The sequence below is a fragment of the Bradyrhizobium sp. sBnM-33 genome, from assembly GCF_032917945.1.
GTDB lineage: Bacteria > Pseudomonadota > Alphaproteobacteria > Rhizobiales > Xanthobacteraceae > Bradyrhizobium.
In genome coordinates, this window is sequence record NZ_CP136624.1 from 5949048 (window position 1) to 5973044 (window position 23997).

25 protein-coding genes and 1 pseudogene are annotated in these 23997 nt (G+C 61.9%); 13 read left to right on the plus strand and 13 right to left on the minus strand.

Annotated features, from left to right (window positions below):
- Positions 1–134: 134 nt before the first annotated feature.
- On the plus strand, positions 135–338 hold the full coding sequence (locus tag RX328_RS27985; RefSeq protein WP_213247709.1) for a hypothetical protein: 204 nt from the start codon (positions 135–137) through the stop codon (positions 336–338).
- A gap of 18 nt (positions 339–356) precedes the next feature.
- On the opposite strand, the gene RX328_RS27990 is transcribed toward RX328_RS27985, so the two are convergent.
- Positions 357–587 (minus strand): DUF6894 family protein, encoded by a 231-nt coding sequence (locus RX328_RS27990; protein ID WP_213247710.1) that lies wholly within the window; start codon positions 585–587, stop codon positions 357–359.
- Positions 588–890: 303 nt separating this feature from the next.
- Here RX328_RS27990 and RX328_RS27995 point away from each other — a divergent pair, with 303 nt between their 5' ends.
- Positions 891–1253: a hypothetical protein gene (locus RX328_RS27995; RefSeq protein WP_213247712.1), complete on the plus strand. Its 363-nt coding sequence runs from the start codon at positions 891–893 to the stop codon at positions 1251–1253.
- Positions 1254–1471: 218 nt separating this feature from the next.
- On the opposite strand, the gene RX328_RS28000 is transcribed toward RX328_RS27995, so the two are convergent.
- The 7 genes from RX328_RS28000 to RX328_RS28030 form a co-directional block, all read right to left on the minus strand.
- Complete coding sequence (locus RX328_RS28000; protein WP_213247714.1) at positions 1472–1888, minus strand: GFA family protein; 417 nt, start codon at positions 1886–1888, stop codon at positions 1472–1474.
- 33 nt (positions 1889–1921) lie between these two features.
- Positions 1922–2386, minus strand: a complete 465-nt coding sequence (locus RX328_RS28005) for an SRPBCC family protein (RefSeq protein WP_213247716.1) — start codon at positions 2384–2386, stop codon at positions 1922–1924.
- Positions 2387–2388: 2 nt separating this feature from the next.
- Positions 2389–2703, minus strand: coding sequence for an ArsR/SmtB family transcription factor (locus RX328_RS28010; RefSeq protein ID WP_213247718.1), 315 nt, complete (start codon positions 2701–2703; stop codon positions 2389–2391).
- 226 nt (positions 2704–2929) lie between these two features.
- Positions 2930–5278: a xanthine dehydrogenase family protein molybdopterin-binding subunit gene (locus tag RX328_RS28015; protein WP_213247720.1), complete on the minus strand. Its 2349-nt coding sequence runs from the start codon at positions 5276–5278 to the stop codon at positions 2930–2932.
- Positions 5279–5391: 113 nt separating this feature from the next.
- Entirely contained in the window at positions 5392–5604 is a 213-nt protein-coding gene (locus RX328_RS28020; RefSeq protein ID WP_213247722.1) for a hypothetical protein, read from the minus strand.
- Positions 5605–5626: 22 nt separating this feature from the next.
- Positions 5627–5863: a hypothetical protein gene (locus RX328_RS28025; RefSeq protein ID WP_213247724.1), complete on the minus strand. Its 237-nt coding sequence runs from the start codon at positions 5861–5863 to the stop codon at positions 5627–5629.
- Between the two features lie 243 nt (positions 5864–6106).
- Positions 6107–6529: a response regulator gene (locus RX328_RS28030; RefSeq protein ID WP_213247726.1), complete on the minus strand. Its 423-nt coding sequence runs from the start codon at positions 6527–6529 to the stop codon at positions 6107–6109.
- A gap of 1429 nt (positions 6530–7958) precedes the next feature.
- Between RX328_RS28030 and RX328_RS28035 the strand changes: the two genes are divergently transcribed.
- Positions 7959–8231 carry a hypothetical protein gene (locus RX328_RS28035; RefSeq protein WP_213247808.1) on the plus strand — a complete coding sequence of 91 codons (273 nt, stop codon included), beginning with the start codon at positions 7959–7961 and terminating at the stop codon, positions 8229–8231.
- 126 nt (positions 8232–8357) lie between these two features.
- Here RX328_RS28035 and RX328_RS28040 read toward each other — a convergent pair whose 3' ends face one another.
- Positions 8358–8597, minus strand: a complete 240-nt coding sequence (locus tag RX328_RS28040; RefSeq protein WP_213247728.1) for a hypothetical protein — start codon at positions 8595–8597, stop codon at positions 8358–8360.
- A gap of 802 nt (positions 8598–9399) precedes the next feature.
- On the opposite strand from RX328_RS28040, the pseudogene ligD reads away from it, so the two are divergent.
- Both ligD and RX328_RS28050 read left to right on the plus strand, forming a co-directional pair.
- A pseudogene (ligD, locus tag RX328_RS28045) lies at positions 9400–10316 on the plus strand (non-homologous end-joining DNA ligase).
- The gene (locus RX328_RS28050; RefSeq protein WP_213247730.1) at positions 10316–10483 is read left to right on the plus strand and encodes a hypothetical protein; all 168 of its coding nucleotides are present in this window, start codon (positions 10316–10318) and stop codon (positions 10481–10483) included. Before ligD ends, RX328_RS28050 begins: the two are co-directional and overlap by 1 nt.
- A gap of 149 nt (positions 10484–10632) precedes the next feature.
- On the opposite strand, the gene ndk is transcribed toward RX328_RS28050, so the two are convergent.
- On the minus strand, positions 10633–11055 hold the full coding sequence (gene ndk, locus RX328_RS28055) for a nucleoside-diphosphate kinase (protein WP_213247732.1): 423 nt from the start codon (positions 11053–11055) through the stop codon (positions 10633–10635).
- Positions 11056–11380: 325 nt separating this feature from the next.
- Here ndk and RX328_RS28060 point away from each other — a divergent pair, with 325 nt between their 5' ends.
- The 5 genes from RX328_RS28060 (at position 11381) to RX328_RS28080 (ending at position 15924) form a co-directional block, all read left to right on the plus strand.
- Entirely contained in the window at positions 11381–11650 is a 270-nt protein-coding gene (locus tag RX328_RS28060; RefSeq protein ID WP_213247734.1) for a sulfur globule protein precursor, read from the plus strand.
- Positions 11651–11824: 174 nt separating this feature from the next.
- Positions 11825–12022, plus strand: a complete 198-nt coding sequence (locus RX328_RS28065) for a hypothetical protein (RefSeq protein WP_213247810.1) — start codon at positions 11825–11827, stop codon at positions 12020–12022.
- Positions 12023–12091: 69 nt separating this feature from the next.
- On the plus strand, positions 12092–13954 hold the full coding sequence (locus RX328_RS28070; RefSeq protein ID WP_213247736.1) for an ABC-F family ATP-binding cassette domain-containing protein: 1863 nt from the start codon (positions 12092–12094) through the stop codon (positions 13952–13954).
- Between the two features lie 222 nt (positions 13955–14176).
- Positions 14177–15298 (plus strand): MBL fold metallo-hydrolase, encoded by a 1122-nt coding sequence (locus tag RX328_RS28075; RefSeq protein WP_317258808.1) that lies wholly within the window; start codon positions 14177–14179, stop codon positions 15296–15298.
- 71 nt (positions 15299–15369) lie between these two features.
- Positions 15370–15924 carry an SCO family protein gene (locus RX328_RS28080; protein WP_410733917.1) on the plus strand — a complete coding sequence of 185 codons (555 nt, stop codon included), beginning with the start codon at positions 15370–15372 and terminating at the stop codon, positions 15922–15924.
- Between the two features lie 219 nt (positions 15925–16143).
- Here the strand turns inward: RX328_RS28080 and RX328_RS28085 are convergent, their stop codons facing one another.
- The 3 genes from RX328_RS28085 to RX328_RS28095 form a co-directional block, all read right to left on the minus strand.
- Positions 16144–16680: a hypothetical protein gene (locus RX328_RS28085; protein WP_312017980.1), complete on the minus strand. Its 537-nt coding sequence runs from the start codon at positions 16678–16680 to the stop codon at positions 16144–16146.
- A gap of 190 nt (positions 16681–16870) precedes the next feature.
- Positions 16871–17323, minus strand: a complete 453-nt coding sequence (locus tag RX328_RS28090; protein ID WP_213250092.1) for a DNA polymerase III subunit chi — start codon at positions 17321–17323, stop codon at positions 16871–16873.
- Between the two features lie 14 nt (positions 17324–17337).
- Entirely contained in the window at positions 17338–18840 is a 1503-nt protein-coding gene (locus tag RX328_RS28095; RefSeq protein WP_213250061.1) for a leucyl aminopeptidase, read from the minus strand.
- A gap of 350 nt (positions 18841–19190) precedes the next feature.
- Here RX328_RS28095 and lptF point away from each other — a divergent pair, with 350 nt between their 5' ends.
- The 3 genes from lptF to RX328_RS28110 all read left to right on the plus strand — a co-directional run bounded on the left by lptF (position 19191) and on the right by RX328_RS28110 (position 23949).
- Entirely contained in the window at positions 19191–20360 is a 1170-nt protein-coding gene (lptF, locus tag RX328_RS28100) for an LPS export ABC transporter permease LptF (protein ID WP_213250059.1), read from the plus strand.
- Complete coding sequence (gene lptG / locus RX328_RS28105) at positions 20357–21454, plus strand: LPS export ABC transporter permease LptG (protein WP_213250089.1); 1098 nt, start codon at positions 20357–20359, stop codon at positions 21452–21454. Before lptF ends, lptG begins: the two co-directional genes overlap by 4 nt.
- A gap of 98 nt (positions 21455–21552) precedes the next feature.
- Positions 21553–23949: an LPS-assembly protein LptD gene (locus RX328_RS28110; RefSeq protein ID WP_213250090.1), complete on the plus strand. Its 2397-nt coding sequence runs from the start codon at positions 21553–21555 to the stop codon at positions 23947–23949.
- Positions 23950–23997: the final 48 nt, after the last annotated feature.

Genomic DNA, 23997 nt, shown 5'->3' on the forward strand with positions numbered 1-23997 from the left:
GCGCCTGTCCTGTTCGATTGAATGATCTCCTGCCTCTGATGAAAACAAAACTTGCCCGATGCCGGTTCCAAACAAAGGTTAAGGATACGGGTGCCGGAACGTGGAAGGGTCGGAGCCAGCAAGGAGATCCGTCCATGAAGAAAAAGCGCAATCGCAGCCGCCCGGCACTTCCGCTTCAGGAGCGCCTCAAACAAATTGCCTTTCGCGCCCGCGAAAAGGCCGAGGGCTCACCTCCAGGACAGGAGCGTGATCGCCTGATACGGGCGGCGGTCGCAACCGAGTCGGCAGCGGCCCTCGAACGCTGGCTGACGTCACCTGGATTGCAGCGCCCGAAATAGCCCTGAGGTCTTCCGACGCTATTTCGGTTCGCCGGCGCAGACGTGAATGACATACAGCGGATTTGCAAACTCGTCGGTGACTTCCATCCGCCAATCCTTTCCCGGACGCAGCCTTCCATCGAGATCCTGAATGATCTGCCCCGCCGTCACGGTCGCCTCCCGCCAGGCGGCTTGCAGGTCGGGCAGTTCTTCGCCTTCCTCGTCCAGTTCAGCCCTCTCGTGATACACGTTGAAGAAGTAACGCGGCATGCGGACTGTTCCTTAATGTGAGGCGCTCTTTTCGATCCGTACGCCCTTCAACTTCGCGGCCGCTTTTTTCGGGACGGTTGCCTCACCGCCATGTCCGTCTCCTGTGTCGGTTGCATGACACAGTAAGGAAGTCATGACCTCGCCAAATGTTCCTGCGCCAGAACGGAGCCGCCGCCGCGCGATGTACGATAGCGATCGAGCAAAGACAGCGGCGCGCTATGCGGCCGTTCGCCTCTCTGCCGAATTTGGAACGAATTGAAAAAAACCAGCTTGATTCGCGGTTCTGCAGTCCGGGAGTTGTTGATGCGTAACGCCGGCTCGGGTCCGTCGATTGTGCCCCACAGTGACGAGCACGACGTTTATATCGTCGAGCATTTGTCCGTGGAACACGGCCAGGTCTGGGCAGAGGTCAGTTCCGCGGCTACGGGATTTGAGCCGGTTGTAATGGACCTGCTCACCGGCCAGTACACCAACCCGATCCGGGTGGTTGCTTTCAATGTCGCCGGGGGGTGGTGTCGTGACGCCTCTGCGGAGGTCGCACACGAGTTGCGGCGACGCTGCGACCTCCAGCTGCGCGATATTCCGTTTTTCCTGCAGGATTTTGTCGATCGCTACGAGGGCCGCTATCAGGACATCCAGTTGCCGCTGCCGATGCGGCTGTACTAGCCAGGGCCCCGATCAGCGCGGAAGCCGTCGCCGTTCTTCCTCCATCACCGTTCCGCGCAAGCCGCAGCTCAGGGGGCCCGCCGGCGAGGTTGGGAAACAGCCGGCGGAGCAAACGCGCCGCGATTTAGATGCAGGATCCTGCAACAGGAGCCCCGCAACACAAGCCCGGTGCGGACCTATGTGACATTGCCCGGAGCTTCAGATGACTGCCCGCGAAATTATCCGGGCGGCATTCGCTCGAATTTCTGCAACGAGGAATCAATCGTGTCCCACGCATGGCCGCGGATGGTGTATGTGACCACCTGCGGGTTGAATTGGCCAGGGTCGTCCAGGCTGGTCGCGTGGACCGCTATCGGCTCCGGCTTGGCGACGAATGTGAGGTAGACCGGCGTTCCACAGGTCGGGCAGAAGGCGTGGACCTTTTCATTCCCGTTGTCGTCCGCCACCCGCCATTCTTTCGCTTCGCCCGCAATCGTCACATTGGCTCGCTGGGGGAAGGTCAGATAGGATCCATGCCCCGTGCCACTTCGTTTCTGGCAATCGCGGCATTGGCAGTGGTTCTCGAAGATCGGTTCGCTGCTCATTTCATAGCGGATCGCGCCGCACGCGCATCCGCCGGCATAGGACTTGGTCATTGTCATTCTCCCGCTGGCAGACTCTTGAAGGGATCAGGCCGATTTCGGCTTGGCGAAGACGTCGAGGCCGTGGCCGGTTTCCAGCAAGGATTTCAGGCTGGCGAGGACAACCGGCCAACCTTTCTTGATGCCATTCGCCATCCCGCTGCCGGCTTCGAGTTCGTCATGGGTGACCGTCAGCCGGACCATCTCCTCGTATTCCTCGATCTCGAACGTCACCCGGCTGTAGGCTGAAGGATCGGAGGCCTGCGACGCATTCGCCCAAGTGATGACGAGATGGGTCGGCGGCGAGACCTCGATGACCTTGCCGACCAGTTCGACAGTCCGCTGATCATTGGCACGGACGTGCTGCCATTTGGATCCGGGGTTCCAGTCGGAGACATTCTCGTGGCCCCAGTAGCGCCGCGCGATGTCGGGCTTTGTGATGGCCTCGAACACCTTTTCCGGCGTCGAGCGAATATAGGTCACGTAGACAAAGCTGGTCGTCTCTCTGGTCATCGTTACTCTCCTTCGAGTTCTTTCTTAAGATCGTGCAGCAGGCTGAGCCGCTGTCGTTCGAATTTCCGTACCCACCGCTCGTAGACCTCGTGAAGCGGCACAGGGTTGATGAAATGCAGCTTTTCGCGGCCGCGCCTGACCGTGCTCACCAGATTGGCCGCCTCCAGGATTTCGAGGTGCTGCGTCGCGGATTGCCGGGCCATGTCCAAGTTTTCGCAAAGCTGACCGAGCGTCTGCCCGTTCTTCTGACAAAGAAGATCAAGCAGCTTTCTGCGTGTCGGGTCGCCCAGCGCTTTGAAAACCTTGTCGGCCTGCATCGGTCTCACTCTATGAAGAACACAATATGCAGGTAAATACCTGCATGTCAAGCAAGCGGGCAAACCCGCCATCAGTTCATTCGTCACCTTGCTGTGATGAGGGACGGTCGATCAGGACTGGCAACGGATCGCGACCGGATACGGCTGTTGCGGCCACGCTTCCATGGGCCATCGCAGCAAGCATCAGCGGTTGGCTGTGGATTCCAAGTCTGGCTGTGTACTGGGACTATGGATCAGCGGACGTCGTGTCCGTGCGCTGACGCGATCGCACTTCTGCCGCCTGGATCGCGTGCCAGATGCGCGAGGGCGTCGCGGGCATGTCGAGATGGCGCACGCCGAGCGGCGCGAGCGCGTTCATCACGGCATTCATGATCGTGGCCGGTGCTGCGATGGCGCCGGCCTGACCGCTTCCCTTGACGCCGAGCCGGTTGGCACGGCTCGGAAAGTCAGTCGTGAGATCGCCCTCGAACGACGGAAGATCGCCTGCGCGCGGCAGCGCATAATCCATCAGCGAGCCCGACAGAATCTGCCCGGTTTCCGCATCGAACAGCGCGTGCTCCAACAACGCCTGGCCGATGCCTTGCGCTACGCCGCCATGCACCTGCCCCAGCGTCTGGCGGGGATCGAGCAGGCGGCCGTAATCGTCAAAGATGACGTAGCGGTCGAGCCTCACCTCGCCGGTCGCAGGATCGATCTCGACCTCCGCGACATGGCAGCCGTTGGGAAAAGTGTAGCGATCGCAGAGATGGGTCGCCCGGTGCGCCAGGCCGGGCGCGACGTCGTCGCCGGCTAGCTGATAGGAAACGCGCGCCACCTCATCGAGGCTGATCTCCTGCGCGGTCGAAGCCACGCGCAACTGGCCCGCTTCATACTGAACCGCATCCACGCCGGCCTGCAGCAGGCGCGCGGCAAGCCGCCGCGCGTTTTCGATCAGGCCTTCCGCCGCCATCAACAACGCTGTGCCGCCCTGGTGCATCGAGCGCGCCCCGCCATGGCCGCCGCCGGAATCAAGATCGTCCGTATCGCCCTGCCGAAACCGGAAGCGCTCCAGCGGCAGGCCGAGCGCGTCGGCCGCGATCCGGGCGTAGGTGGTCTCATGGCCTTGGCCATTGGAATGCGTGCCGACCTTCAGGTCGATCAGGCCGTCCTCACCGAAACTCACCTCCGCCACTTCATTGGGCTGGCCGCGCGCTGTTTCGAGAAAGCAGGCAATCCCGAGACCACGCAGCCGGCCCAGCTTGCGCGAACTTCTCTGGCGCGCCTTGAAGCCCTCTGCGGCACCGGCGGCGTGATCGATCGCGTGGGCAAAGCTGCCCTGCTCGACCGAAAGTCCCATCGCGCTGCTGTAGGGAAAGTGACGCATGATGTTCTTGCGCCGCAGCTTCAGCGCATCCATCCCGAGCTCGGCGGCTGCGGTATCGATGCAGCGCTCGATCAGATAGTTCGCTTCCGGCTTGCCGGCGCCGCGATAGGCATCGACCGGTGTCGTATTGGTGAACACGCCCTTGGTCTCGAATGCGATCAGCGGAATGTCGTAGACGCCGCCCATCGCGCTTGCCATCGCCATGGTTGGCACGGCCGGCGCCACCGTCGAGACGTAGGCGCCGAGATTGGCGAACACCTTGGTGTCGAGCGCCAGGAAACGTCCATCGCGATCGAGGGCCAGACGGGCCCTAATGATGCTGTCGCGGCCATGCGCGGAGCCGGTGAAATCCTCGCTGCGATCGCCGATCCACTTGACGGGACGGCCGAGCCGGCGCGCCGCCCACAGCACCAGCACCCATTCCGGATAGAGCACGTTCTTCATCCCGAAGCCGCCGCCGACATCGGGAATGCTGACGCGAAGCTTTTCCCGGCCGATGCGAAAAACACGGTCGGCGAGCAGATCGCGGATGGCGTGGGCGCCGGCGGCCGAGGCGGTCAGGTGCAGCCGGCCGCTTGCGGCATCGAACTCCCCTATCGCACCGCGGGTCTCCAGCGGCGCGGCGACGACGCGGTTGTTGACCAGCTCGCATTCCACGACGTGGGCGGCGGCGCGGATCGCCGCTTCCACCGGGCTGATCTCGCCGCGGTTGAACTGAAACGCGATGTTGCCCGCAGCCTCCGGCCAGATCGACGGCGCGTCCGGCAGAATCGCCGCTGCGATCGAGACGACCGGCGGCAGCGGCTCATAGTCGACCACGACGGCCTCGGCGGCATCGCGCGCGGCTTCGGCTGTTTCTGCAACCACGAACGCGACCGGCTCGCCGACATGGCGTACGACGCCGCGCGCCAGCGCATGATAGGGCGGCACCACGAGCGGCGTGGTCATCGGGATGCTGGTCACCGCGCACGGCAGTGGACCGATATCGTCGGATGCCAATTCGGCTCCCGTGAGCACGGCCGCGACGCCAGGCATGCTGCGCGCCGCCTCGATGCTGATCGCGGTGATGCGTGCATGCGCGTGCGGCGAGCGAACGAGGACGCCATGAAGCGCATCCGGCGCCGCGAGATCGGCGACGTAACGGCCGCGCCCCTGCACGAAGCGCACATCTTCAAGGCGGTCGAGGCTACGCCCCAATAACAGCTTGGTCATGTGAAGCTGTATGGAGCCAGCCGGCGGAAAAGGCAAATCGCTAGCCCACCACTGCACCCGCATCTATCGGCGGATGCACGCTCACTGGATGCCGGCCCATCGGCTAGCCAGCGTTAGGCAGACTTGCAGCTCGACAACTCCTGCAGCGCACGCTCGGCAACAGATTTCAATCCTTCCAGCGTATCGTTGCCTCGCCTTACGGCTTTGACGAGTTGGCTGGCGATATGCTTGCGAGTCTCGTGGTCACCGCCATACGGCAGACCCCCGCACACCTCTTCCAGGGCGACGCCCATCTTCGCAGCCGTTCGCTGATCCAGCCTGATCATTCCGTACCTCACTCGACGGATTCTATTCTGACAATTGCCCAGCCGACGTTGACATTGATGCTGTCCGTCTTCCCTGAGCTTCGCGTTTTCCACCTCGCTCACCAATCGCGCGCTTGACCTCGTCGGCTAGGACGGCCAGGTGATCGGCTAGTCTTGCGAACAACTCACGTTTGTGAGGATTGGTCGCCAACTTGCTGATCAATGCGCAATCCTCCGCATCGGTGCGCAGCCTTTCGAGTTGCGCCTCCATGTCATTCATGGCGTGATTCCTCCCGGCGAAGCGGGCTGACGGCGCTCGCAACCGGCGACCAAAGCCATTCGATCACACGGGACGCCGCTTCGATTTGACGGACTTTTCGCACCAGACGCTCTCCTTCGAGGATTGGCAGGAGCGCAACTGGCGTTCTCATCACCGATAACTCCCGGGGGATCTGACGGTGACGCTCAAAGCGTGCGGCTGATGTAGCCAAGTCGCCATAACAAAAGTCATGAGGTGATCGATTTATTGCTGCGCAGCAGGAGGGGCTTGATTCAAAAGCTGAGCGACGGCTGTCGCGATCTGCGCGGGAGCAAAGGGCTTGTTCAAAAGGATGCTGTCAGGCACCCCGTTTGATGCCCACTGATCGGCGGCCGCGCCGGTGATGTAGATAATAGGCATCTGCGGATGCATCTCTCTGGCGCGCTTGGCCACCTCCCAGCCGTTGAACCGGCCTGTGAGATTGATATCTGTCACCAGGGCGCGGTACTCGTCTTGTCGATTTTGCAGAAGCGTGACTGCCTCCTCGCCGGTGGCCGCAATCGCTACTTCAAAACCGCCGTCCGAAAGAGCCTCTTCGATCACACTTTGGATCGACTGATCATCCTCGACGACCAGGATCACGATCGGTTCGTTCCGCACGCCCGTCTCCCGCGCGCCACGCGCCATTGGGGCGCTGAGCAGGACTAAGAACGCGCGATCTGTTTCTGTTCCTACAAGAGCTCAGAACTGAACTTAAGTCTGATCAGCCACGGCGAATGCAAGCAGTGAGGGCGCGGCACCGTCCCACAGGAACCATCGGTCCCCCATGCGTCAGATATGAGGCTTCCGGTTTCATCCCCGGTCATCTGAAGCATGGAACGCGGCCTCGACGCTCTTCCGCTGGGCGCTGGGGCCGTTTCGTTCCACGAGCCGCTGCGTTCGGCGCCTTGTCATACGATCGAGAGCATGCACAACCTCATCTCGATCGAGAACGGCTAACAGCCGCTCTATCGTCCGCGTTACGTCCCCGGGCGGCTCCGGCGCGATGTATTCCCCAAGGATGCGCCGGGCATCTTCAATGGCCCTCAGTACGACGTCTTCATCCGGGGTGTTCATGTTACGCGCCTCAGCCAGCGCCGACTCAAACCGGGAGGATGAACTTCGTTCCTGCGCTGCTCGTTCGCAATCGGAAAATGGCCGCCGCAGGTTAGGCAATCCCCGGCAAGGAGGGCGATGGCTCGATGCGTACGATGGAAGGCTCGCACCGACTGCGAGCGGGTGATGTGGGAAACTGTTGCGCGTGGAGACGGAGGATGTCGCACCATGAGGACGGCCCCAGCCCGGGGGAAAGCTGGGGCCCTTCTCGAAACCGTACCGACCGGGGGCTCTGGTCGGCACAGACTGCTAACGGCCTGCAGGCAAGCTCGTTCCTATTTGCCAATTGTGCACTAGTGCACCGACAGCGGCGGTAGGAAGCGTAAGCTGTTGCGCATCACCGCAAGGTACCCGGCAGTTATCGAGACGAGAACGCCAGTTGCGCTCCCGCCTTCTCTGCAAGGAAAGGAACAGCGCATGCAACAGCGCCGCCGTTTCAAACAAACGACATCACTAGCCGAGCGATTGACCGAAGAGGCGAAACGCCTTCGAAAGGAAGCGCGAGGTACCCCGCCGGGGCTCGCGCGGGAGCAGCTAATACGGAGAGCCAGGCAGGCTGAGACAGCCGTACACATTCAAGAGTGGCTTGCATCGCCAGGACTGCAAGCGCCAACCTGAGCCGGAAGAATGTCTGGGTTGAGCAAGATCAACCTGGAACAGGCGGGTCCCCACTTAGATTGTTGTGCACACCGAGCGACCCGGAGCAGCGGCCCGTTGAGGTCACGAGGTCCGGACTCCTAGGCGGCGCAGCCAGGCCTGTGAGATCGAAGCCTCCTCCCCCACAAGCTGGCCATCGCCACTCAACAAGCGGGCTGGCCCAGTCTTGCCCTATGGAGCTTCTCGACCTTGCTTCGGCGAAACACCGAAGACCTTGCTTATGTGTTCTGAGATCGAATCCGGGCCTTTCAGGAACATTGGCTGATGGCCGAAATTGATCCTTTTCCACGCGGAGGATCATGAGATGTTTTCGATTTCATCTGGCGAACGAACGACTGCTAAACTCGCAGCCATGCTGGCCGCCCTCACCCTCTTCCCGGGCGAGCTCGCGGCGCAAGGACAGCCCGTCGAAACTGCCTCCCATCTTCCAGTGGCACTGTGGTTCATCGGCGCAGGTGTGCTTGGTCTGGTGCTGGCTTACGGCATCATGCGCAACAGACGCAGGACTCGCGCTGAAAAGCAGATCACCGAACAGGCTACGAAAGACCTTTACGCGCGGGAGAAGCGGGGCTCTTAACTGACGCTCGTGATTGTAGAGTGAGATTTCTCGCCTTGGTCAACGAGCAGGGGCGCGCAGTGCGGCTGAAGCCGCCCCAATGTCGGGGCACAGTTAGAGCGACCCTAAAGGGCCTGCTCGACTAATCTAGCGGTAACCTTTGCACTTCACTTCTTCTTTGTATTCGCCATTGCGCTCCCACTTGCGCTCGATCTTGCAGGGGCCTCGGGAGAACTCCTGCTTGTAATCGCGATCGTAATTGTAGGCGCGGTAGGCGCCACGATCGTGCCTCCACCGGCCATTGCCGCTCTCGTCTTTCCATGGATCTGCTAGAGCCGGCCCGGCCAACGTGGCGAGCACAGCAATTCCCGCGATAGCGCATTTCATTAGAACCGCCTCCGACATAGCGAAAGGCCCGGCCGGTTTCCCGGCGCGGGCCGCCGCAATCCACTACTGGACAACACGAAGAAAATAATAGCCGAGACCACCGACTACGATGACGGTGGGGACGGCCCAGAGCAGTAGTACTGGCATAGTCTCCTCCTCCTTCTAACATGTATAAAACGGACGAAAGAAGACGATGTTCCGGGAACTGAGTTCACTGGCGGCCGCTTTTAGCTCGGCCGTTCCGGGTCAACTGCGTTCTTTTGCTGCTCAAGTTTCCGAATCCCGGCGGCGGCCAATCCGCGCGTCACTTCGTCCAATGTCCACTCGGCGATGCGTTTTGTGAAGCGTCGATCTTTCTATCGATGAATCGGGAAGGACCGGCAATGCCGGCAACCCGACAGCGGCCACCGCGTTGCCTACGGGAGGAGGACGTACGATGGCGGATGCACATGCTTTGAAAAGGATCGGCTTACTTCTGGCGATCGTAACCTTCGCAGTCACGTCTATGGCCGGAATTGTCGTGAGCGGACATCTCAACGGTACTCCAGTCGAATATCAGTCCGGCCAATAGATCGGCATAAAGGTCGCGATTTAACTGACGCCCGCGTACCACAACTAGCCCCGGGGCCGCGATGGTCTCCGATAGCCGTTGCCGTTACATTCCCGCTTCCATTTCCTTCCGCGATCCATTCCGGTTGGCACTGCTGAGTTCCGGCCGTGATTGGCCAGGAAAAAATAGCAATCGAAATGAACCAGTGGTTTTAAATCGATTTGAATCCGCATTGTGGCGCGGAGTTTTGTTGTGGCGTTTCAGCGTAATAAGCCGGCGGCGGTCGGGACCAAGGCGCCCTATCCGGGCTTCATCGAGCCCTAGCCGCTTCGACCGAGAGAGTGCCGGGCGGCGATCGCTGGATTCACGAGATCAAGTTCGACGGTTACCGGGTACAGGTCCATCTCGCCAAAGGCGCCGTCAAAGTTTTCACCCGCCGCGGTAACGACTGGACCAGGCGATTGCGCAAGATCGCCGATGACGCTTGGCATGTCGCCGCCGGCAGCGCGATCATCGACGGCGAGGTCGTCGTTCCCTCCAAGGACGGCACCACCGATTTTTCCGTGCTGCAGAACGAACTGAAGGGAAAATCCGACCGGATTGTGCTGGTTGCCTTCGACTTGCTTTATCTGAACGGCCACGACCTGCGGATGCTGCCGCTGCAGGAGCGCAAGGCCCTGCTGAGAAAAACCATCGACGGCACTGATCTCCACTTCAGCGAAAGTTTTGAGATCGACGGCAGCGAGATGTACGCGCACGCCTGCAAGGTCGGGCTGGAAGGCGTCGTCTCCAAGGTGCGCGATAGCCGCTATATCTCCGGCCGCATCAGCGATTGGGTCAAGAAGACCTGCGCGCAACGCGAGACGCTGATCATCGCGGGCTTTGCACTCGACGGCAATGACTGGGACGGCATCTATCTCGGCCGCCGCAGCGGCAACGACCTGGTCTATGCCGGCAAGTGCGACCACGGGTTCGACAAGACCTCGGCCGGCGAATTGCGCAAGCGTCTCACGCCGCTGATCCGCAAGAGCCAGCCTTACACCAAGAGGATCGCGCACAAGGGCATCTGGGTGGAGCCAGAGCTGCTGGTGGAGATCGAATACCGGGCCAAATCGGCCGAGGGCAAAGTCCGGCATCCGTTCTTCAAGGGTCTGCGCGAGGACCTGTGATGCCCAGGGACGCCTTCGACCAATGGTGGGAGTGGGCCGAGAAACCGCCTGACAGCAAGCTCACAATCCCGGCTGCGATCCACGAGCCCATCATGCGGCTGACGCCGGACGAGCGGTGCGATCGTGACAAGGTCAACGAGGCGGTACGGCAATGGCGGGGGAAGTGAAACCCCTAAGCCATGCCTGGCGCAACCTCGATGGCATTGCCACGAGCTGGAATCCTGCGAGATGATCTATCGGACAAGCCGCCGCCGCGGCGCAACGTGCGCTGCGAGATCGCAACTCTTTGCCTTACTGCTGCCGCTCTTCCAATCGATTAGCCGACGATTTCGTTACCGGAAAAGAACTGCGCGATTTCGATCGCGGCGGTTTCCGGCGCGTCCGAACCATGCACCGAGTTCTCGCCGATCGACTTCGCATGCAGCTTGCGGATCGTGCCTTCCGCCGCCTTCGCCGGGTCGGTGGCGCCCATGACGTCGCGGTATTTGGCGATAGCGCCCTCGCCTTCCAGCACCTGCACCACGACCGGGCCCGAGGTCATGAAGTCTACCAGTTCGCCGAAGAACGGACGCGCCTTGTGAACGGCATAGAAGGTTTCCGCCTGTTCGCGGGTCATACGAATGCGCTTCTGGGCGACGATCCGCAAGCCGGCCTTCTCGATCAACGCGTTGACGGCGCCGGTCAGATTGCGCGCGGTCGCGTCCGGCTTGATGATCGAGAAAGTGCGTTCAATCGCCATTGTTTACGTCCTTGCAAAACACGCCAGTTGGAGAGTTGCGGGGCTTATATCGGCGCCACCTCGCGACGGCAAGCCACCCGGTGACGCGTCTGCCACCGCTTTTGGGCGCCCTTTCGTGCGGCACATCACCCCGTGGGGGCGAAGATTGCGGCAATTTCAGGAAGGTGAACCCACTCTGTAACCTGCGTCACGCCGCCATTCAGCTCGGCGCCCGTAGACTTTCCGACGATCGGACACCGGGCCCGCATCCGCGAGGCCCGGCGCGTTACGGGAGGCGATCTCACCGATGGCGCGCACCCCGCGCCTAAACCTTGAGGAGACGATCATGTTACGCAAACTCTCGCTCGTTGCAGTGGCCGCGGCTTCGCTGGGCGCGGCTGCGCTGGCGCCGACATCGGCCTCGGCCGGCGGCTGGCGTCACGGCTGGCACCATCATCATCACCATCACGGCTGGCATCATCACCATCACGGCTGGCGCCCGCGCGTCATCATCGGCGGCCCTGCCTATTTCGGTGGCTATGGCGGCTGTTACGTGCGGCGTCTTGTTCCGACCCCCTGGGGCCCGCGCTGGCGGCTGGTGAACCGCTGCTACTGAGCTGGTTTGAGCTTCCCCCTGACTGAGGCCCCGGCCGCCGCGCCGGGCATTTTTGTGCGGAACCGAACACCACCCGTGATTCGACCACTTGCACGCAAGTGCATGGCTCTGCACGGAAACCAATTTCGCGGCTGTGACTTGATCCATCATCATCAAGCCTTGCGAGGACGCGAGGTGGAACTCGCCAAGAGACCGCCGATGGATGGCCGAATCATCAGAGAGTTCGAACTAATCGATCACAAGACACGCGTATCGATCTGCGACGCCATCGGCGAACGGCTTCAGCAAAACTTGCGCCCCGAAACTGAACTGCCACCGCGTCTACGAGAACTCGTCGACGAGCTGCGCCGCCGCGACAACGAGCTGCATTGAGGGCCGCTGGGTAGCTGATTTGACCGATAAATGAGTTGCGTTTGGCACCGGCTCCGGTGACAACCCCGCATGCTTTCCATCACAGATATTTCGATCCGGATTGCCGGGCGGCTCCTGATCGACAGCAGCACGGTGCAGATCGTGCCGGGCGCTCGCGTCGGCTTCGTCGGGCGCAACGGTGTCGGCAAATCGACGCTGTTTCACGCGATCCGGGGCAACCTGCCGGTCGAGTCCGGCAGCATTACACTACCGCCGCGCTGGCGCGTCGGCAGCCTGGCGCAAGAGGCGCCGGACGGCCCGGAGAGTCTCATCAATGTCGTACTGAAGGCCGATCTGGAGCGCGATGCGCTGCTCCGTGAGGCCGAAACCGCCACCGATCCGCACCGCATCGCCGAAATCCAGATCCGGCTGGTCGATATCGACGCGCACTCCGCGCCGGCGCGCGCCGCGGCAATCCTGAGCGGCCTCGGATTTTCCGCCGCGGACCAGGCACGGCCGTGCTTGGAGTTCTCCGGCGGCTGGCGCATGCGGGTGGCGCTGGCGGCGACGCTGTTCTCGGCGCCGGATTTGTTGCTGCTGGACGAACCGACCAACTATCTCGACCTCGAAGGCACGCTGTGGCTGGAAGACCATCTTGCGAACTATCCACGCACCGTCATCGTCATCAGCCACGACCGTGACCTGCTCGACACCTCGGTCGACCAGATCCTGCACCTCGATCGCGGCAACCTGACCCTCTACAAGGGCACCTATTCCTCGTTCGAGGAACAGCGCGCCATGCGCGAGATGCTGGACGCCAAGCATGCCAAGCGCCAGGCCGACGAGCGCAAGCGGCTGCAGGCCTTTGTCGATCGCTTCAAGGCAAAAGCCTCGAAAGCCCGACAGGCGCAATCCCGCGTCAAGATGCTGGAACGGATGAAGCCCGTCACCGCGCTGGTGACGCAGGATGTCCGTGAAATCACGTTCCCGATGCCGGAGAAAATGCTATCGCCGCCGATCATCGCCGTCGACGACGTCTCGGTCGGCTACGACCCGAAAAAGCCGGTGCTCAACCGCGTCACGCTGCGCATCGACACCGACGACCGCATCGCCCTGCTCGGCTCCAACGGCAACGGCAAGTCGACGCTGGTCAAGCTGTTGGCGGGCAAGCTGCAACCGTTCTCCGGCCGGATCACGCGGGCGGAAAAACTCTCGGTCGGCTATTTCGCGCAGCATCAGGTCGACGAGCTCAACCTCGATGCCTCGCCCTACGACCACGTTCGCAGGCTGATGCCCGATGCGCCGGAAACCAAGGTGCGCGGGCGCACCGGCGCGATCGGATTTTCCGGAAAGGCCGGCGATACGCTGGTCAAGAGCCTTTCGGGCGGCGAGAAGGCGCGGCTGTTGCTCGGGCTCGCCACCTTCTTCGGCCCGAACATGATCATCCTCGACGAGCCCACCAACCACCTCGACATCGACAGCCGTGCGGCGCTGGCCGAAGCGATCAACGATTTCCCCGGCGCCGTCATCATGGTTTCGCACGACCGCTATTTGATCGAATCCTGCGCCGATCAATTGTGGGTCGTCGCCAATCAGACGGTGACAGCCTATGACGGCGACCTCGACGATTACAGGCGAATGGTATTGTCGATCGGGGATAAGCGTAGCCTCTCGCGTGAGCGATCCAAAGAGACCGCAAGTCCGGAGCGCGCCAGGAACGAAAGGCGATCACCGCTGAAGCAGCGGATCGCCGAAGCCGAGGCCGAAATCGAGCGGATCAGCGGCATCATCGCCAAGATCGACACCGCCCTCGCGTTGCCGGATCTGTTCACCCGCGATCCCAAGCAGGCCGCCCAACTAAGCAAGGCGCGCGCCGGCGCCGAAAGCGCGCTGCGGCGGGCCGAGGAAGATTGGCTGGAAGCTAGTTCGGAATTTGACGAAGCGGCGGGCTAGGCCATGAACCCGTAACTCGCCGTGGACGGCTTGCGTGAGTCCGCTACGCCCCGATAGCGACCAAATTCAGCGGCGCAGCGAAATTACGCGATGTGCCAAAACCGGAAGTTAGCGTTTGGCCGCCCCAGCGCGGGGCCTGACTTCCGGGCAGTCGCGAAGTTTGTTATGCTGCGCGCCAGTCGGGGGGCCTCAAAGCATAGTACGGAGGCCGACATGACCCGTATGACCCGTATATTGGGACGGCGTGACCTCCTCGCAGGCTCTGCGGCGCTCGCTGGGGCGGCGGTGGGTAGCGGCTTCATGTGCGTCGAATTCGCTTCGGCGGCACCGATCGAGGTGCCGATGGTCGAAAAGCTGTCAATCAGGGTGCTCGTCGACTCCACCCACGATCTTTTCCTGCGCCCCCGCACGGTCAACGGCGTGAGCGTGCAGCCGACTCCCCTCCAGACGGGGTTTCCGAATGTGATTCACACCCAATGGGGCCTGTCGCTCTGGCTCGAATCCCAGCGCGGCAACGAGCTCCGCACCCTGATGCTCGATTACGGCTACACGCCGGACGTGCTTATCACCAACATGGGCATCATGGGCGTCGACGTGAAGAAGGTCGACGCCTTGATCCTCAGCCACGGCCATTTCGATCATTTCGGCGGCCTGATGGGATTCCTCGATAAGTACCGTGGCGCACTGCCGGCGGACGTGAAGCTCTACGCCGGCGGCGAGGACAATTTCTGCCATCGCCTGGCCGGGGCGCCGGGCCAATTGACCGACTACGGCACGCTCGACCGGCGCGCTCTAGCTGCTCAGAAGGTTGCGACTGTTCTATGCGAGCACCCGACCGTGATTGCCGGCCACGCCTTCACCACCGGGCAGATCAGGCGTTCCGGCATCGAGAAGGTCTTGCCCAACACCATGGTGGAGTACGGGATCAAGGACGGGCTCGGCTGCGATGCCACCCAGTACACCCATTTCACCGCGGCGGAGCTGCAGGGCAAGATCGTCCCGGACGAGCATACCCACGAGCACGCGACCTGCTTCAACGTGAAGGACCGCGGCCTCGTCGTCATCACCTCGTGCGGCCACGTCGGCATTCTCAACATCATCCGGCAGGCGCAGGAGGTATCCGGCATCAAGAAGCTGCACGCCCTGATCGGCGGCTTCCATCTAGGGCCCGCAACGCCGGACTATGCGGATCAGGTCGTCAGCGAACTCAAGACGTTCGAGCCGGACGTGGTAGTGCCGATGCACTGTAGCGGCCTGACCTTCGTCGATTCCGTGCGCAAGATCATGCCGGACAAGCTGCTGCTGGCCTCGGCGGCGGCGCGGCTCAATTTCGGCGTGGCGTGATTGCGACCCGGCGGCGCCTTCTCGGCCTCGCGGCCGGTCTCCTGCTGGCCGGCCCAGGACGGTCGTCGCGAGTGCAATCGTCCGAGGCGACTTCGGCCGCGCGGCTGATGGACGACCTGATGTGGAACCGCGGCCCGATCGGCGGGCCGTTCGCTTTGATCGACCACACCGGCAAACCGCGTACGGACGAGGATTTTCGCGGCAAACTTCTGCTGATCTACTTCGGTTACAGCTATTGCCCGGACGTGTGCCCAACCGATCTGCAGCAGATCGGTCTGGCGGTCGATGGATTAGGCGCCGGAGCGGACGCGGTCCAGCCGATCTTCATCACCCTTGATCCCGAACGCGACACCGCTGCGCACCTCGCCGAGTACGTGCCGCTGTTCCACCCGCGGCTAATCGGCCTAACCGGCGACGCGGAGCAGATTCGGCGCGTGGCGCTCGCTTACAAGGTCTACTACGCCAAACATCCGCCTGATGGCCCGAATTACGTCATCGACCATTCTTCGTTCGTGTACTTGGTCGACAAAGGCGGGAATTATATCGGCTTCTTTCCGTCAGGCACCGCGGCCGATCGCATAATAGAAATGATCACTCTGCATCTTTCCGATAGGACAAAGAAATAACGTCTATGGCCAAGTCCTTTGCAATCGCGCGTCCACTTTGCGTCATTAGCAATCGAGACGAACCAGTGGCAAGTCCGGCCAGTTCGCTATACCGCCGAAAGCGGAAGTTAGGTTCAGAGCATTGGTCTGGCGGGCTTTGACGCGTTTTCTTAACGCTAACCGGCATCTAGTTCGCTCGAAAACGCTATAGCCAACGCGAGGCACGCAAGCGCGCAGAGCTTACGTCGCAGCCGACTTCTTCTTCGGCTTTGCGCCTTTTGCCGGTGCCGCCGGCTCCGGTGCACGCTCGATCGACGTCAGGCGTCCGGCGGTGAAGGTGTAGATGCCAGCCCGCTGGCCGCGCGAATAGCTGACGACTGCCACGCGGTCGCCGCGCGGGTTGTTGGAAAGGCTGACATTGTCGGGCGCACCGATGCCGCGCACGACGTCGCATTCGGTATGGCCGAGCGCCACCGTTCCCGTCGTCGATGGAGGCGGGTTGCCCGCAGCGCCATTCGCCAGCGCGGTGGCGTCGGTGCCCGGCGCTGCCATGCCGGGACAAGCGCCCTCGGCACTGACGAGTTCATCCGGCGTGACCGGTTTGGTCGGAGTGAGCGGGGGCGTTTCGATCGAAACGTTGCGGATGAACACGCGTCCGGAGCGCGAAAACCAGTCCGCATCCTTCGACAGCAGGTCTGCACCCGAGCAGCCCGCAAGTGCAGGCCCGAGCAGCAACAACGTCAGCAGTGGCTTTCGATCGATTGTTCCGCGTCGCACGCTAAACCCAGGCCCCCACCCCTTACTGTAACCACTTGTCCGACCATCACTTTGCGGCACGACCATGGCTGCTCGCAAGGTCCGGCGCAGAAACGCAGGTTATCATTAATTCCCAAGGATCGCTAACTTCCAAGTATCGCCAATTTCCAAGGATCGGCAATTGCCAGCGCCGCTAATTTTCCAAGCATCGCTATTGCCGCCGCTGCCACCGGCCCCGCTCGTCCGCCTGCCAGTAGGTCACCTCGAATCCGCGCGCTTTGCAATCGGCCCAGGCCCCGCGCGCAGCCGTCAGCGCATCGGCATCGTCACCGTTGAAGACCAATACTACACGTTTGTAGCTGTCGCAGTCGGCCGGCAACGCCGCGTTGTCAATCAGGAACCTGACGTTGGCCCCGTTCGGATTGCTCTCCTCGATCGAGAGAATGATGGGCTGGTCCTGGGCATCGCCGGCGCGCCATGTGGCGTGCGGCAGGAACGAATCATCGCTGTATGTCCATAAATGCGCATCGAGCGCCTCGGTGCGCTCCGGCGAGGTCGATTGCACCACCACGCGCCAGCCGCGCTCCAGCGACTTTTCCAACATCGGCGGCAATACGCTTTCGAGCGACATGGCCTGCAAATGATAGAACAGGACTTCCGTCATCGCCTGCAACCGAGTTATTTCGTGGCTTCGTAATATTCTGCGACCAGGCGGTCCAGCAGACGAACGCCGTAGCCGGATCCCCAACTGTGGTTGATGTCGCTTTTCGGCGCGCCCATCGCGGTTCCCGCGATGTCGAGATGCGCCCACGGCGTGTTGTCGACGAATCGCTGCAGGAACTGTGCGGCGGTGATCGAGCCGCCGTGGCGCCCGCCGGTATTCTTCATGTCGGCAAACTGCGAATCGATCAGCTTGTCGTATTCGGGACCGAGCGGCATGCGCCAGACGCGCTCGCCGGTTTCATTTCCGATCTTGCTCAGCCTATCAGCCAGTTCGTCATTGTTGGAGAACATGCCTGAATATTCGGTACCCAGCGCGACCATGATCGCGCCGGTGAGTGTTGCGAGGTCGATCATGAATTTTGGTTTGAACTTCTTCGCGACGTACCAGAGCACGTCGGCCAGCACGAGCCGGCCTTCGGCATCAGTGTTGATGATTTCGATGGTCTGCCCCGACATCGAGGTGACGATATCGCCGGGGCGCTGGGCGTTGCCGTCGGGCATGTTCTCGACCAGGCCGATGGCGCCGACCGCGTTGACCTTCGCTTTTCGCGCCGCCAACGCATGCATCAGCCCAACCACGCAGGCCGCGCCTCCCATGTCGCCCTTCATGTCCTCCATGCTGGCGGCGCCCTTGATGGAGATGCCGCCGGTATCGAAGCAGACGCCCTTGCCGACGAAAGCAACGGGCTGATCGCCCTTTTTGCCGCCGTTCCATCGCATGATCACGGTGCGGCCGGGCTGGGTCGAGCCCTGTGCGACGCCGAGCAAGGCGCCCATACCGAGCTTCTTCATCGCCTTGACGTCGAGCACCTCGACATCGACACCCAGCTTCTTGAGCTGGCTCGCACGGCGCGAAAATTCTACGGGGTAGAGTACGTTCGGCGGCTCGTTGACGAGTTCGCGCGCAATGATCACGCCGTCGACGACATGGGACGCGGGCGCAAGCGCCCTTCGCGCGGCGGCAACATCCTCGACGGCAATCGAAACGTCGGCGCGAATCGCGCCGTTCTCGCCGTCCTTCTTCTTCGTCTTGTAACGGTCGAACTTATACGCGCGCAGCCGGATGCCCGACGCGATCGCGGCGGCCGAATCGGGCTGCATCGCCCCCTCAGGCAGTTCGGCGATCACAGTGACCGCTGTGCTGGCGGTGTTGAGTTTGCCCGCCGTCACCCCACCGAACTTGAGAAAATCCTTCTCCTTGATATCGGCCGCCTTGCCGACGCCGACGATGATCAGGCGCTCTGCCTTGATTCCATCCGGCGCCGGGATGTCGAGCGTCGATCCACTCTTACCCTTGAACTGGTTGGCAGCCGCCGCCCGCTTGACCGTATCGGCCGCCTTCCCCAGCACCTTCCGCGTCGCCTCGCCGAACTTCAATGCCTCATCGCAAAACACCACGAGAACGCCGCGGGGCGGAGCGGAAAAAGCGACAAAGCCGACCTTGACGGCGTCGGTCATGGGTAAAATCCTCCAGAATTCAGGGCTGTCTTGCGGGGCCGGAATCGACCCGCATTATGGAATGTTCTCTTCGGTAACGGCCCAAATCGCTCGGGACCTGATGTTTTCGGCACTATGGCCTGTCTGCCGCGCCACTGCCAAGCGTTGCAGTGGCCGCAACGCCACATGAGGCGAATTATTAACCGTATCGAGGGCACGCCACGGCCCGGCCATTTTGTTGACGGATCAAAGGGATGGTAGTCAGAATGTAGACGGCTGACGATTGGCGGCCCGACCAATGGGGAACCCCCAAAGAGGGATTGGTCGGAAGCTGCCCTTTGGGCGTGCAAGGGTGGGATTGTGCGGTAACGATGGGGTCGATCGACAGGTACATTTTCCGCACGACGCTCGCGTCGTTTGCGCTGGTTCTGGTCAGCCTCACCGGCGTGATCTGGATTACGCAGGCATTGCGCGGCATCGACCTGATGACCAGCCAAGGCCAGACCATCATCACCTTTCTCGGCATCACCAGCCTGGTGATCCCGGCGCTGGTTTTGATCATCGCCCCGATCGCGTTGATGATCGCGATCTCCCACACGCTGAACAAGCTCGCTACCGATTCTGAAATCATCGTGATGAACGCCGCCGGCTTCTCGCCTTTCCGGCTGTTCCGCCCATTTTTCTATGCCACCTGCGTGGTGGCGCTGATGGTTGCCTTCATCGGATCTTATCTCGCGCCCGACGGCATGCGCCGGATCAAGCAATGGGATGCCGAAATCACGGCCGACGTGCTGACGAATATCCTGCAGCCCGGCCGCTTCGCACAGCTCGACCAGAACCTGACGATTCGGATCCGCGAGCGCCAGCCGGGCGGCGTGCTCGCCGGCATTTTCGTCGACGACCGCCGCGATCCCAAGGAGCGCGTCACCATCATTGCCGACCACGGCACGGTGCTGAAGAACGAGAGCGGCTCCTATCTGGTGCTCGAAGACGGCAATCTCGAACGTTTCGAGACCGGAAAGCGCGATCCGGCCTTTGTGGCGTTCGTTCGTTACGCGTTCGACATGTCGAAATTCTCCAATCGCGGCCGCGACGTCGCACTGGGGATTCGCGAACGCTATCTCTGGGAGCTGATCTCGCCCCCGGAGGATGATCCGGTTTTCAAGCAATTGTCCGGACAGGTTCACGCCGAACTGCATGACCGCTTTTTGGCGCCGGTCTATCCCTTCGCCTTCGCCGTGCTGACGTTTGCTTTCCTCGGCACGCCTCGCACCACGCGCCAGAGCCGCAATTTTTCGATCGGCGGCTCCATCGTGGCGGTGTTTGGCCTGCGCATGGCGGGATTCGCCTGCTCGGTGATGACGGTGAAGACGCCAAGCATGGCTCTCGTGCAGTATTCGATGCTGTTCGGCGCGATCGGTGTCGGGCTGTGGATGATCATCAGCGGCATCGTGGTGGAGCCACCGGCCGCGCTGATGGAGGCCATCAACAGGTCGAACGCACGCCTTGCTCGGCTCTTTGGACGGCCCGCCACCGCATGAGCATGGTCACCAACACGCTCGGGCGATATTTTGCCGGCCGCTTCCTGGTCTCGGCGGTGGGCGTGTTTGCGAGCATTTTCGTGCTGCTCGTGCTGGTCGATTACATCGAAATGGTCCGCAAGACCTCCGGGCTGGTGTCGGCATCGGCGATCACGGTGGCGCAGACGTCGTTGTACCGGGTGCCGCAATTGCTCGAAAAGCTGATGCCGTTCTGTGTACTGATCGGCGCGATGACCTGCTACCTCGCGCTATCGCGGCGGCTGGAGCTGGTGGTGGCGCGTGCGGCCGGCGTATCCGCCTGGCAGTTCATTTCGCCGGCGCTGGCAAGCTCGATCATCCTCGGTACCCTGGCAACGGTTGCCTACAACCCGATGTCGGCAAACCTGCGCGAACTATCCAAGCGGATGGAAGCCGAACTGTTCGGCTCGGCGCCCGGCGGCGGCATTCAGGATGCATCCGGCTTCTGGCTCAACCAGATCAACAGCGACGGCCAGTCGATCATCAATGCAGCCCGCAGCGAGCAGCAGGGTGTCCGGCTGACAGGGCTGACCGTGTTCCGGTTCGATACCGATCTCCAGTTCAAGGAGCGAATCGAGGCGCGCGAAGCCTCGCTCGAAGAAGGTCGCTGGGCCTTCAAATCGGTACGAAGATACTCCCTTGATAAACCTCCGGTTGATCAAGAGAACTATTACCTCTCAACCACCCTGACCCCGGCCCAGGTTCGCAACAGTTTCTCCACCCCCGAAACCGTGTCTTTTTGGCAACTGCCCGGCTATATCCGCTCGTCCGAAAGCTCCGGCTTCGCGACCGCAGGCTACCGTCTGCAGTACCATAAGCTCATCGCACAGCCGTTTTTGCTGGCTGCAATGGTGATGTTGGCGGCTTCCGTCAGCCTTCGCTTCTTCCGGATGGGCGGCGTGCAAAAGATGGTTTTGAGTGGCGTGGGCGCGGGCTTTCTGCTCTACGTTCTATCGAAAGTTACTGAGGATTTGAGCAAGGCTGAGTTGATGCATCCCATCGCTGCGGCGTGGTTGCCCGTCTGTGTGGGTGGCCTCACCGGCTTTTTGGCCTTGTTGTACCAGGAGGACGGGTAGTGGCCGTTGTCGCCGCCCGCCAGTTGAGGTCGCCTGCGTTCAGGCGGCGCACTACCGTGCGCCGCTATCGAGCCCGCTTGGCCGCCGTTGGCGCCCCCATGATTGCCCTGCTCGCCGGACTGGTTTTCGGCGGCACGGTCGAGCTCGCCCTGACGGCTCCCGCCGCGGCGCAAAGCTTCACCTACAATCCGCGCCCGCCCAAGCCGCCGCCGCGCCCTGTCAACAACGACGGCAAAATGCTCGTGCAAGCCGTCGAGGTCGACTACGACTATAACAACCAGCGCGTGTCGGCAGTCGGCGACGTGCAGATGTTCTATAACGGCACCAGCGTGGAGGCCGACAAGGTCATTTACGACCAGAAGACGAAGCGGCTGCATGCGGAAGGCAACATCCGTCTGACGGATGCGGAAGGCAAAGTCACCTACGCCAACATCATGGATCTGAGCGACGACTACCGTGACGGTTTCGTCGACTCGCTGCGCGTCGATACGGCTGACGAAACGCGCATGGCGGCGACGCGCGCCGATCGTTCCGCCGGCAATTACACCGTGTTCGAAAACGGCGTCTATACCGCCTGCGCGCCGTGCAAGGACAATCCGAAGAAGCCTCCGCTGTGGCAAGTCAAGGGTGCGCGCATCATCCATGACCAGACCGAGAAGATGCTGTACTTCGAGAACGCGCAGCTCGAATTCTTCGGCGTGCCGATGGCGTATCTGCCGTATTTTTCGACGCCCGATCCGACCGTCAAGCGCAAGACGGGCTTCCTGATGCCCGCCTACAGCTCCAACTCGACCTATGGCTACGCCGTCGAAACCCCGTTCTACTGGGCGATCGCGCCGGACTATGACGCAACGTTCAATCCACGCTTCACGACGCGGCAAGGCGTGCTGTTCCAGGGCGAGTTCCGTCAGCGGCTGATCAACGGCTCGTACCAGATCCGCGGCTACGGCATTAATCAGCTCGATCCCGGCGCGTTCGCCGGTCAGCCCGGCGACCGTGACTTCCGCGGCGGCATCGACACCAAGGGCCAGTTCGCCATCAACGACAAATGGGTCTGGGGCTGGGACGGTGTCCTGCTGTCGGACTATTATTTCTTCTCGGACTACCGGCTGGCCCAATACAGGGATCCGCTGGGCTCGTTCCTGAGCCTGCCGACGGAAGCGATTTCGCAGCTCTATCTGACCGGTGTTGGCAATCGCAGCTTCTTCGATGCGCGCACGATCCATTACCTCTCCTTCTCCGGGAACCAAGACAAGGTGCCGGTGATCCATCCGGTCGTCGACTATTCCAACGTGATCAACCACCCGATCCTCGGCGGTGAGGTCAGCTACAAGACGAATTTCACCAGTCTCTCGCGCACGACCGCGGCCTTCGACCCGATCACGACGCTGGCCAACACCAACGGCTTGTGCCTCACCGCATCGGCCGATCCGCTGGCCCGGATTCCCTCGCAGTGCCTGCTGCGCGGCATGCCCGGCACCTACACGCGGCTGACGGCCGAAGCGCAGTGGCGGCGCTCGTACACCGATCCGATCGGTCAGATCTGGACGCCGTTTGCGATCATGCGCGCCGACGCCATCGACGCCTCGATCTCGAACCAGCCCGGCGTTTCGAATTTCCTCCCCGTGGGCGACACGCAGGCGGTCCGCCTGATGCCGACGGTCGGCCTCGAATATCGCTACCCCTTCATCAACGTTCAGCCTTGGGGCACCACCACGATCGAGCCGATCGCGCAGATCATCGCTCGCCCGAACGAGACCTTCGCCGGCCGGCTGCCGAACGAAGACGCGCAGAGCATGGTGTTCGACGCCAGCAACCTGTTCGCGATCGACAAGTTCTCCGGCTACGACCGCGTCGAGGGCGGCGGCCGCGCTAATGTCGGCGTGCAGGCGACCACGCAGTTCGATCGCGGCGGCAGCGTCAATGTGCTGTTCGGCCAATCCTACCAGTTGTTCGGCCTGAACTCGTTCGCCGTGGCGGACGCCACCAACACGGCGCTGAATTCCGGCCTGCAGAACACCCGCTCCGACTACGTCGCCCGCGTCAACTATTCGCCGAACCGGACCTATACGTTCAGCGTGCGCTCGCGCATGGATGAAGCGACGATGAACGTCAATCGATTCGAAGCCGAAGGACGCGCCTCGTTCGACCGCTGGTCAGTCAGCATGATGTACGGCAACTATGCCGCCCAGCCGGAACTCGGGTATCTAACCCGGCGCGAAGGCCTGCTCGGCAGCGCATCCATCAAGGTGGCGTCGAACTGGGTCGTTTCGGGAGCCGCGCGCTGGGATCTTGAAGCCAACAAGCTGAACCAGTACATCATCGGCGCCGGCTATGTGGACGATTGCTTCGTGCTGGCCGCCAACTACGTCACGTCCTATACCTACTCCGCCGGGACGACGCCGCCGGTGCTCAATCACGCTTTCATGGTGCAGATCGGCCTGCGGACTATTGCGAATACGTCCTCGTCCTCGGGCAGCAGCGGCATTCAGTAGCGTGAGGCCCGATCTTGCCGGAGAGTACCCAGCGCCGCGCGGTACGAA

Coding starts and splice junctions, on each gene's coding strand:
- RX328_RS27985 (WP_213247709.1), top strand. CDS start 135: ATGAAGAAAAAGCGCAATCGCAGCCGCCCGGCACTTCCGCTTCAGGAG.
- RX328_RS27990 (WP_213247710.1), bottom strand. CDS start 587: ATGCCGCGTTACTTCTTCAACGTGTATCACGAGAGGGCTGAACTGGAC.
- RX328_RS27995 (WP_213247712.1), top strand. CDS start 891: ATGCGTAACGCCGGCTCGGGTCCGTCGATTGTGCCCCACAGTGACGAG.
- RX328_RS28000 (WP_213247714.1), bottom strand. CDS start 1,888: ATGACCAAGTCCTATGCCGGCGGATGCGCGTGCGGCGCGATCCGCTAT.
- RX328_RS28005 (WP_213247716.1), bottom strand. CDS start 2,386: ATGACCAGAGAGACGACCAGCTTTGTCTACGTGACCTATATTCGCTCG.
- RX328_RS28010 (WP_213247718.1), bottom strand. CDS start 2,703: ATGCAGGCCGACAAGGTTTTCAAAGCGCTGGGCGACCCGACACGCAGA.
- RX328_RS28015 (WP_213247720.1), bottom strand. CDS start 5,278: ATGACCAAGCTGTTATTGGGGCGTAGCCTCGACCGCCTTGAAGATGTG.
- RX328_RS28020 (WP_213247722.1), bottom strand. CDS start 5,604: ATGATCAGGCTGGATCAGCGAACGGCTGCGAAGATGGGCGTCGCCCTG.
- RX328_RS28025 (WP_213247724.1), bottom strand. CDS start 5,863: ATGAATGACATGGAGGCGCAACTCGAAAGGCTGCGCACCGATGCGGAG.
- RX328_RS28030 (WP_213247726.1), bottom strand. CDS start 6,529: ATGGCGCGTGGCGCGCGGGAGACGGGCGTGCGGAACGAACCGATCGTG.
- RX328_RS28035 (WP_213247808.1), top strand. CDS start 7,959: ATGTTTTCGATTTCATCTGGCGAACGAACGACTGCTAAACTCGCAGCC.
- RX328_RS28040 (WP_213247728.1), bottom strand. CDS start 8,597: ATGAAATGCGCTATCGCGGGAATTGCTGTGCTCGCCACGTTGGCCGGG.
- RX328_RS28050 (WP_213247730.1), top strand. CDS start 10,316: ATGCCCAGGGACGCCTTCGACCAATGGTGGGAGTGGGCCGAGAAACCG.
- ndk (WP_213247732.1), bottom strand. CDS start 11,055: ATGGCGATTGAACGCACTTTCTCGATCATCAAGCCGGACGCGACCGCG.
- RX328_RS28060 (WP_213247734.1), top strand. CDS start 11,381: ATGTTACGCAAACTCTCGCTCGTTGCAGTGGCCGCGGCTTCGCTGGGC.
- RX328_RS28070 (WP_213247736.1), top strand. CDS start 12,092: ATGCTTTCCATCACAGATATTTCGATCCGGATTGCCGGGCGGCTCCTG.
- RX328_RS28075 (WP_317258808.1), top strand. CDS start 14,177: ATGACCCGTATATTGGGACGGCGTGACCTCCTCGCAGGCTCTGCGGCG.
- RX328_RS28090 (WP_213250092.1), bottom strand. CDS start 17,323: ATGACGGAAGTCCTGTTCTATCATTTGCAGGCCATGTCGCTCGAAAGC.
- RX328_RS28095 (WP_213250061.1), bottom strand. CDS start 18,840: ATGACCGACGCCGTCAAGGTCGGCTTTGTCGCTTTTTCCGCTCCGCCC.
- lptF (WP_213250059.1), top strand. CDS start 19,191: ATGGGGTCGATCGACAGGTACATTTTCCGCACGACGCTCGCGTCGTTT.
- lptG (WP_213250089.1), top strand. CDS start 20,357: ATGAGCATGGTCACCAACACGCTCGGGCGATATTTTGCCGGCCGCTTC.
- RX328_RS28110 (WP_213250090.1), top strand. CDS start 21,553: ATGATTGCCCTGCTCGCCGGACTGGTTTTCGGCGGCACGGTCGAGCTC.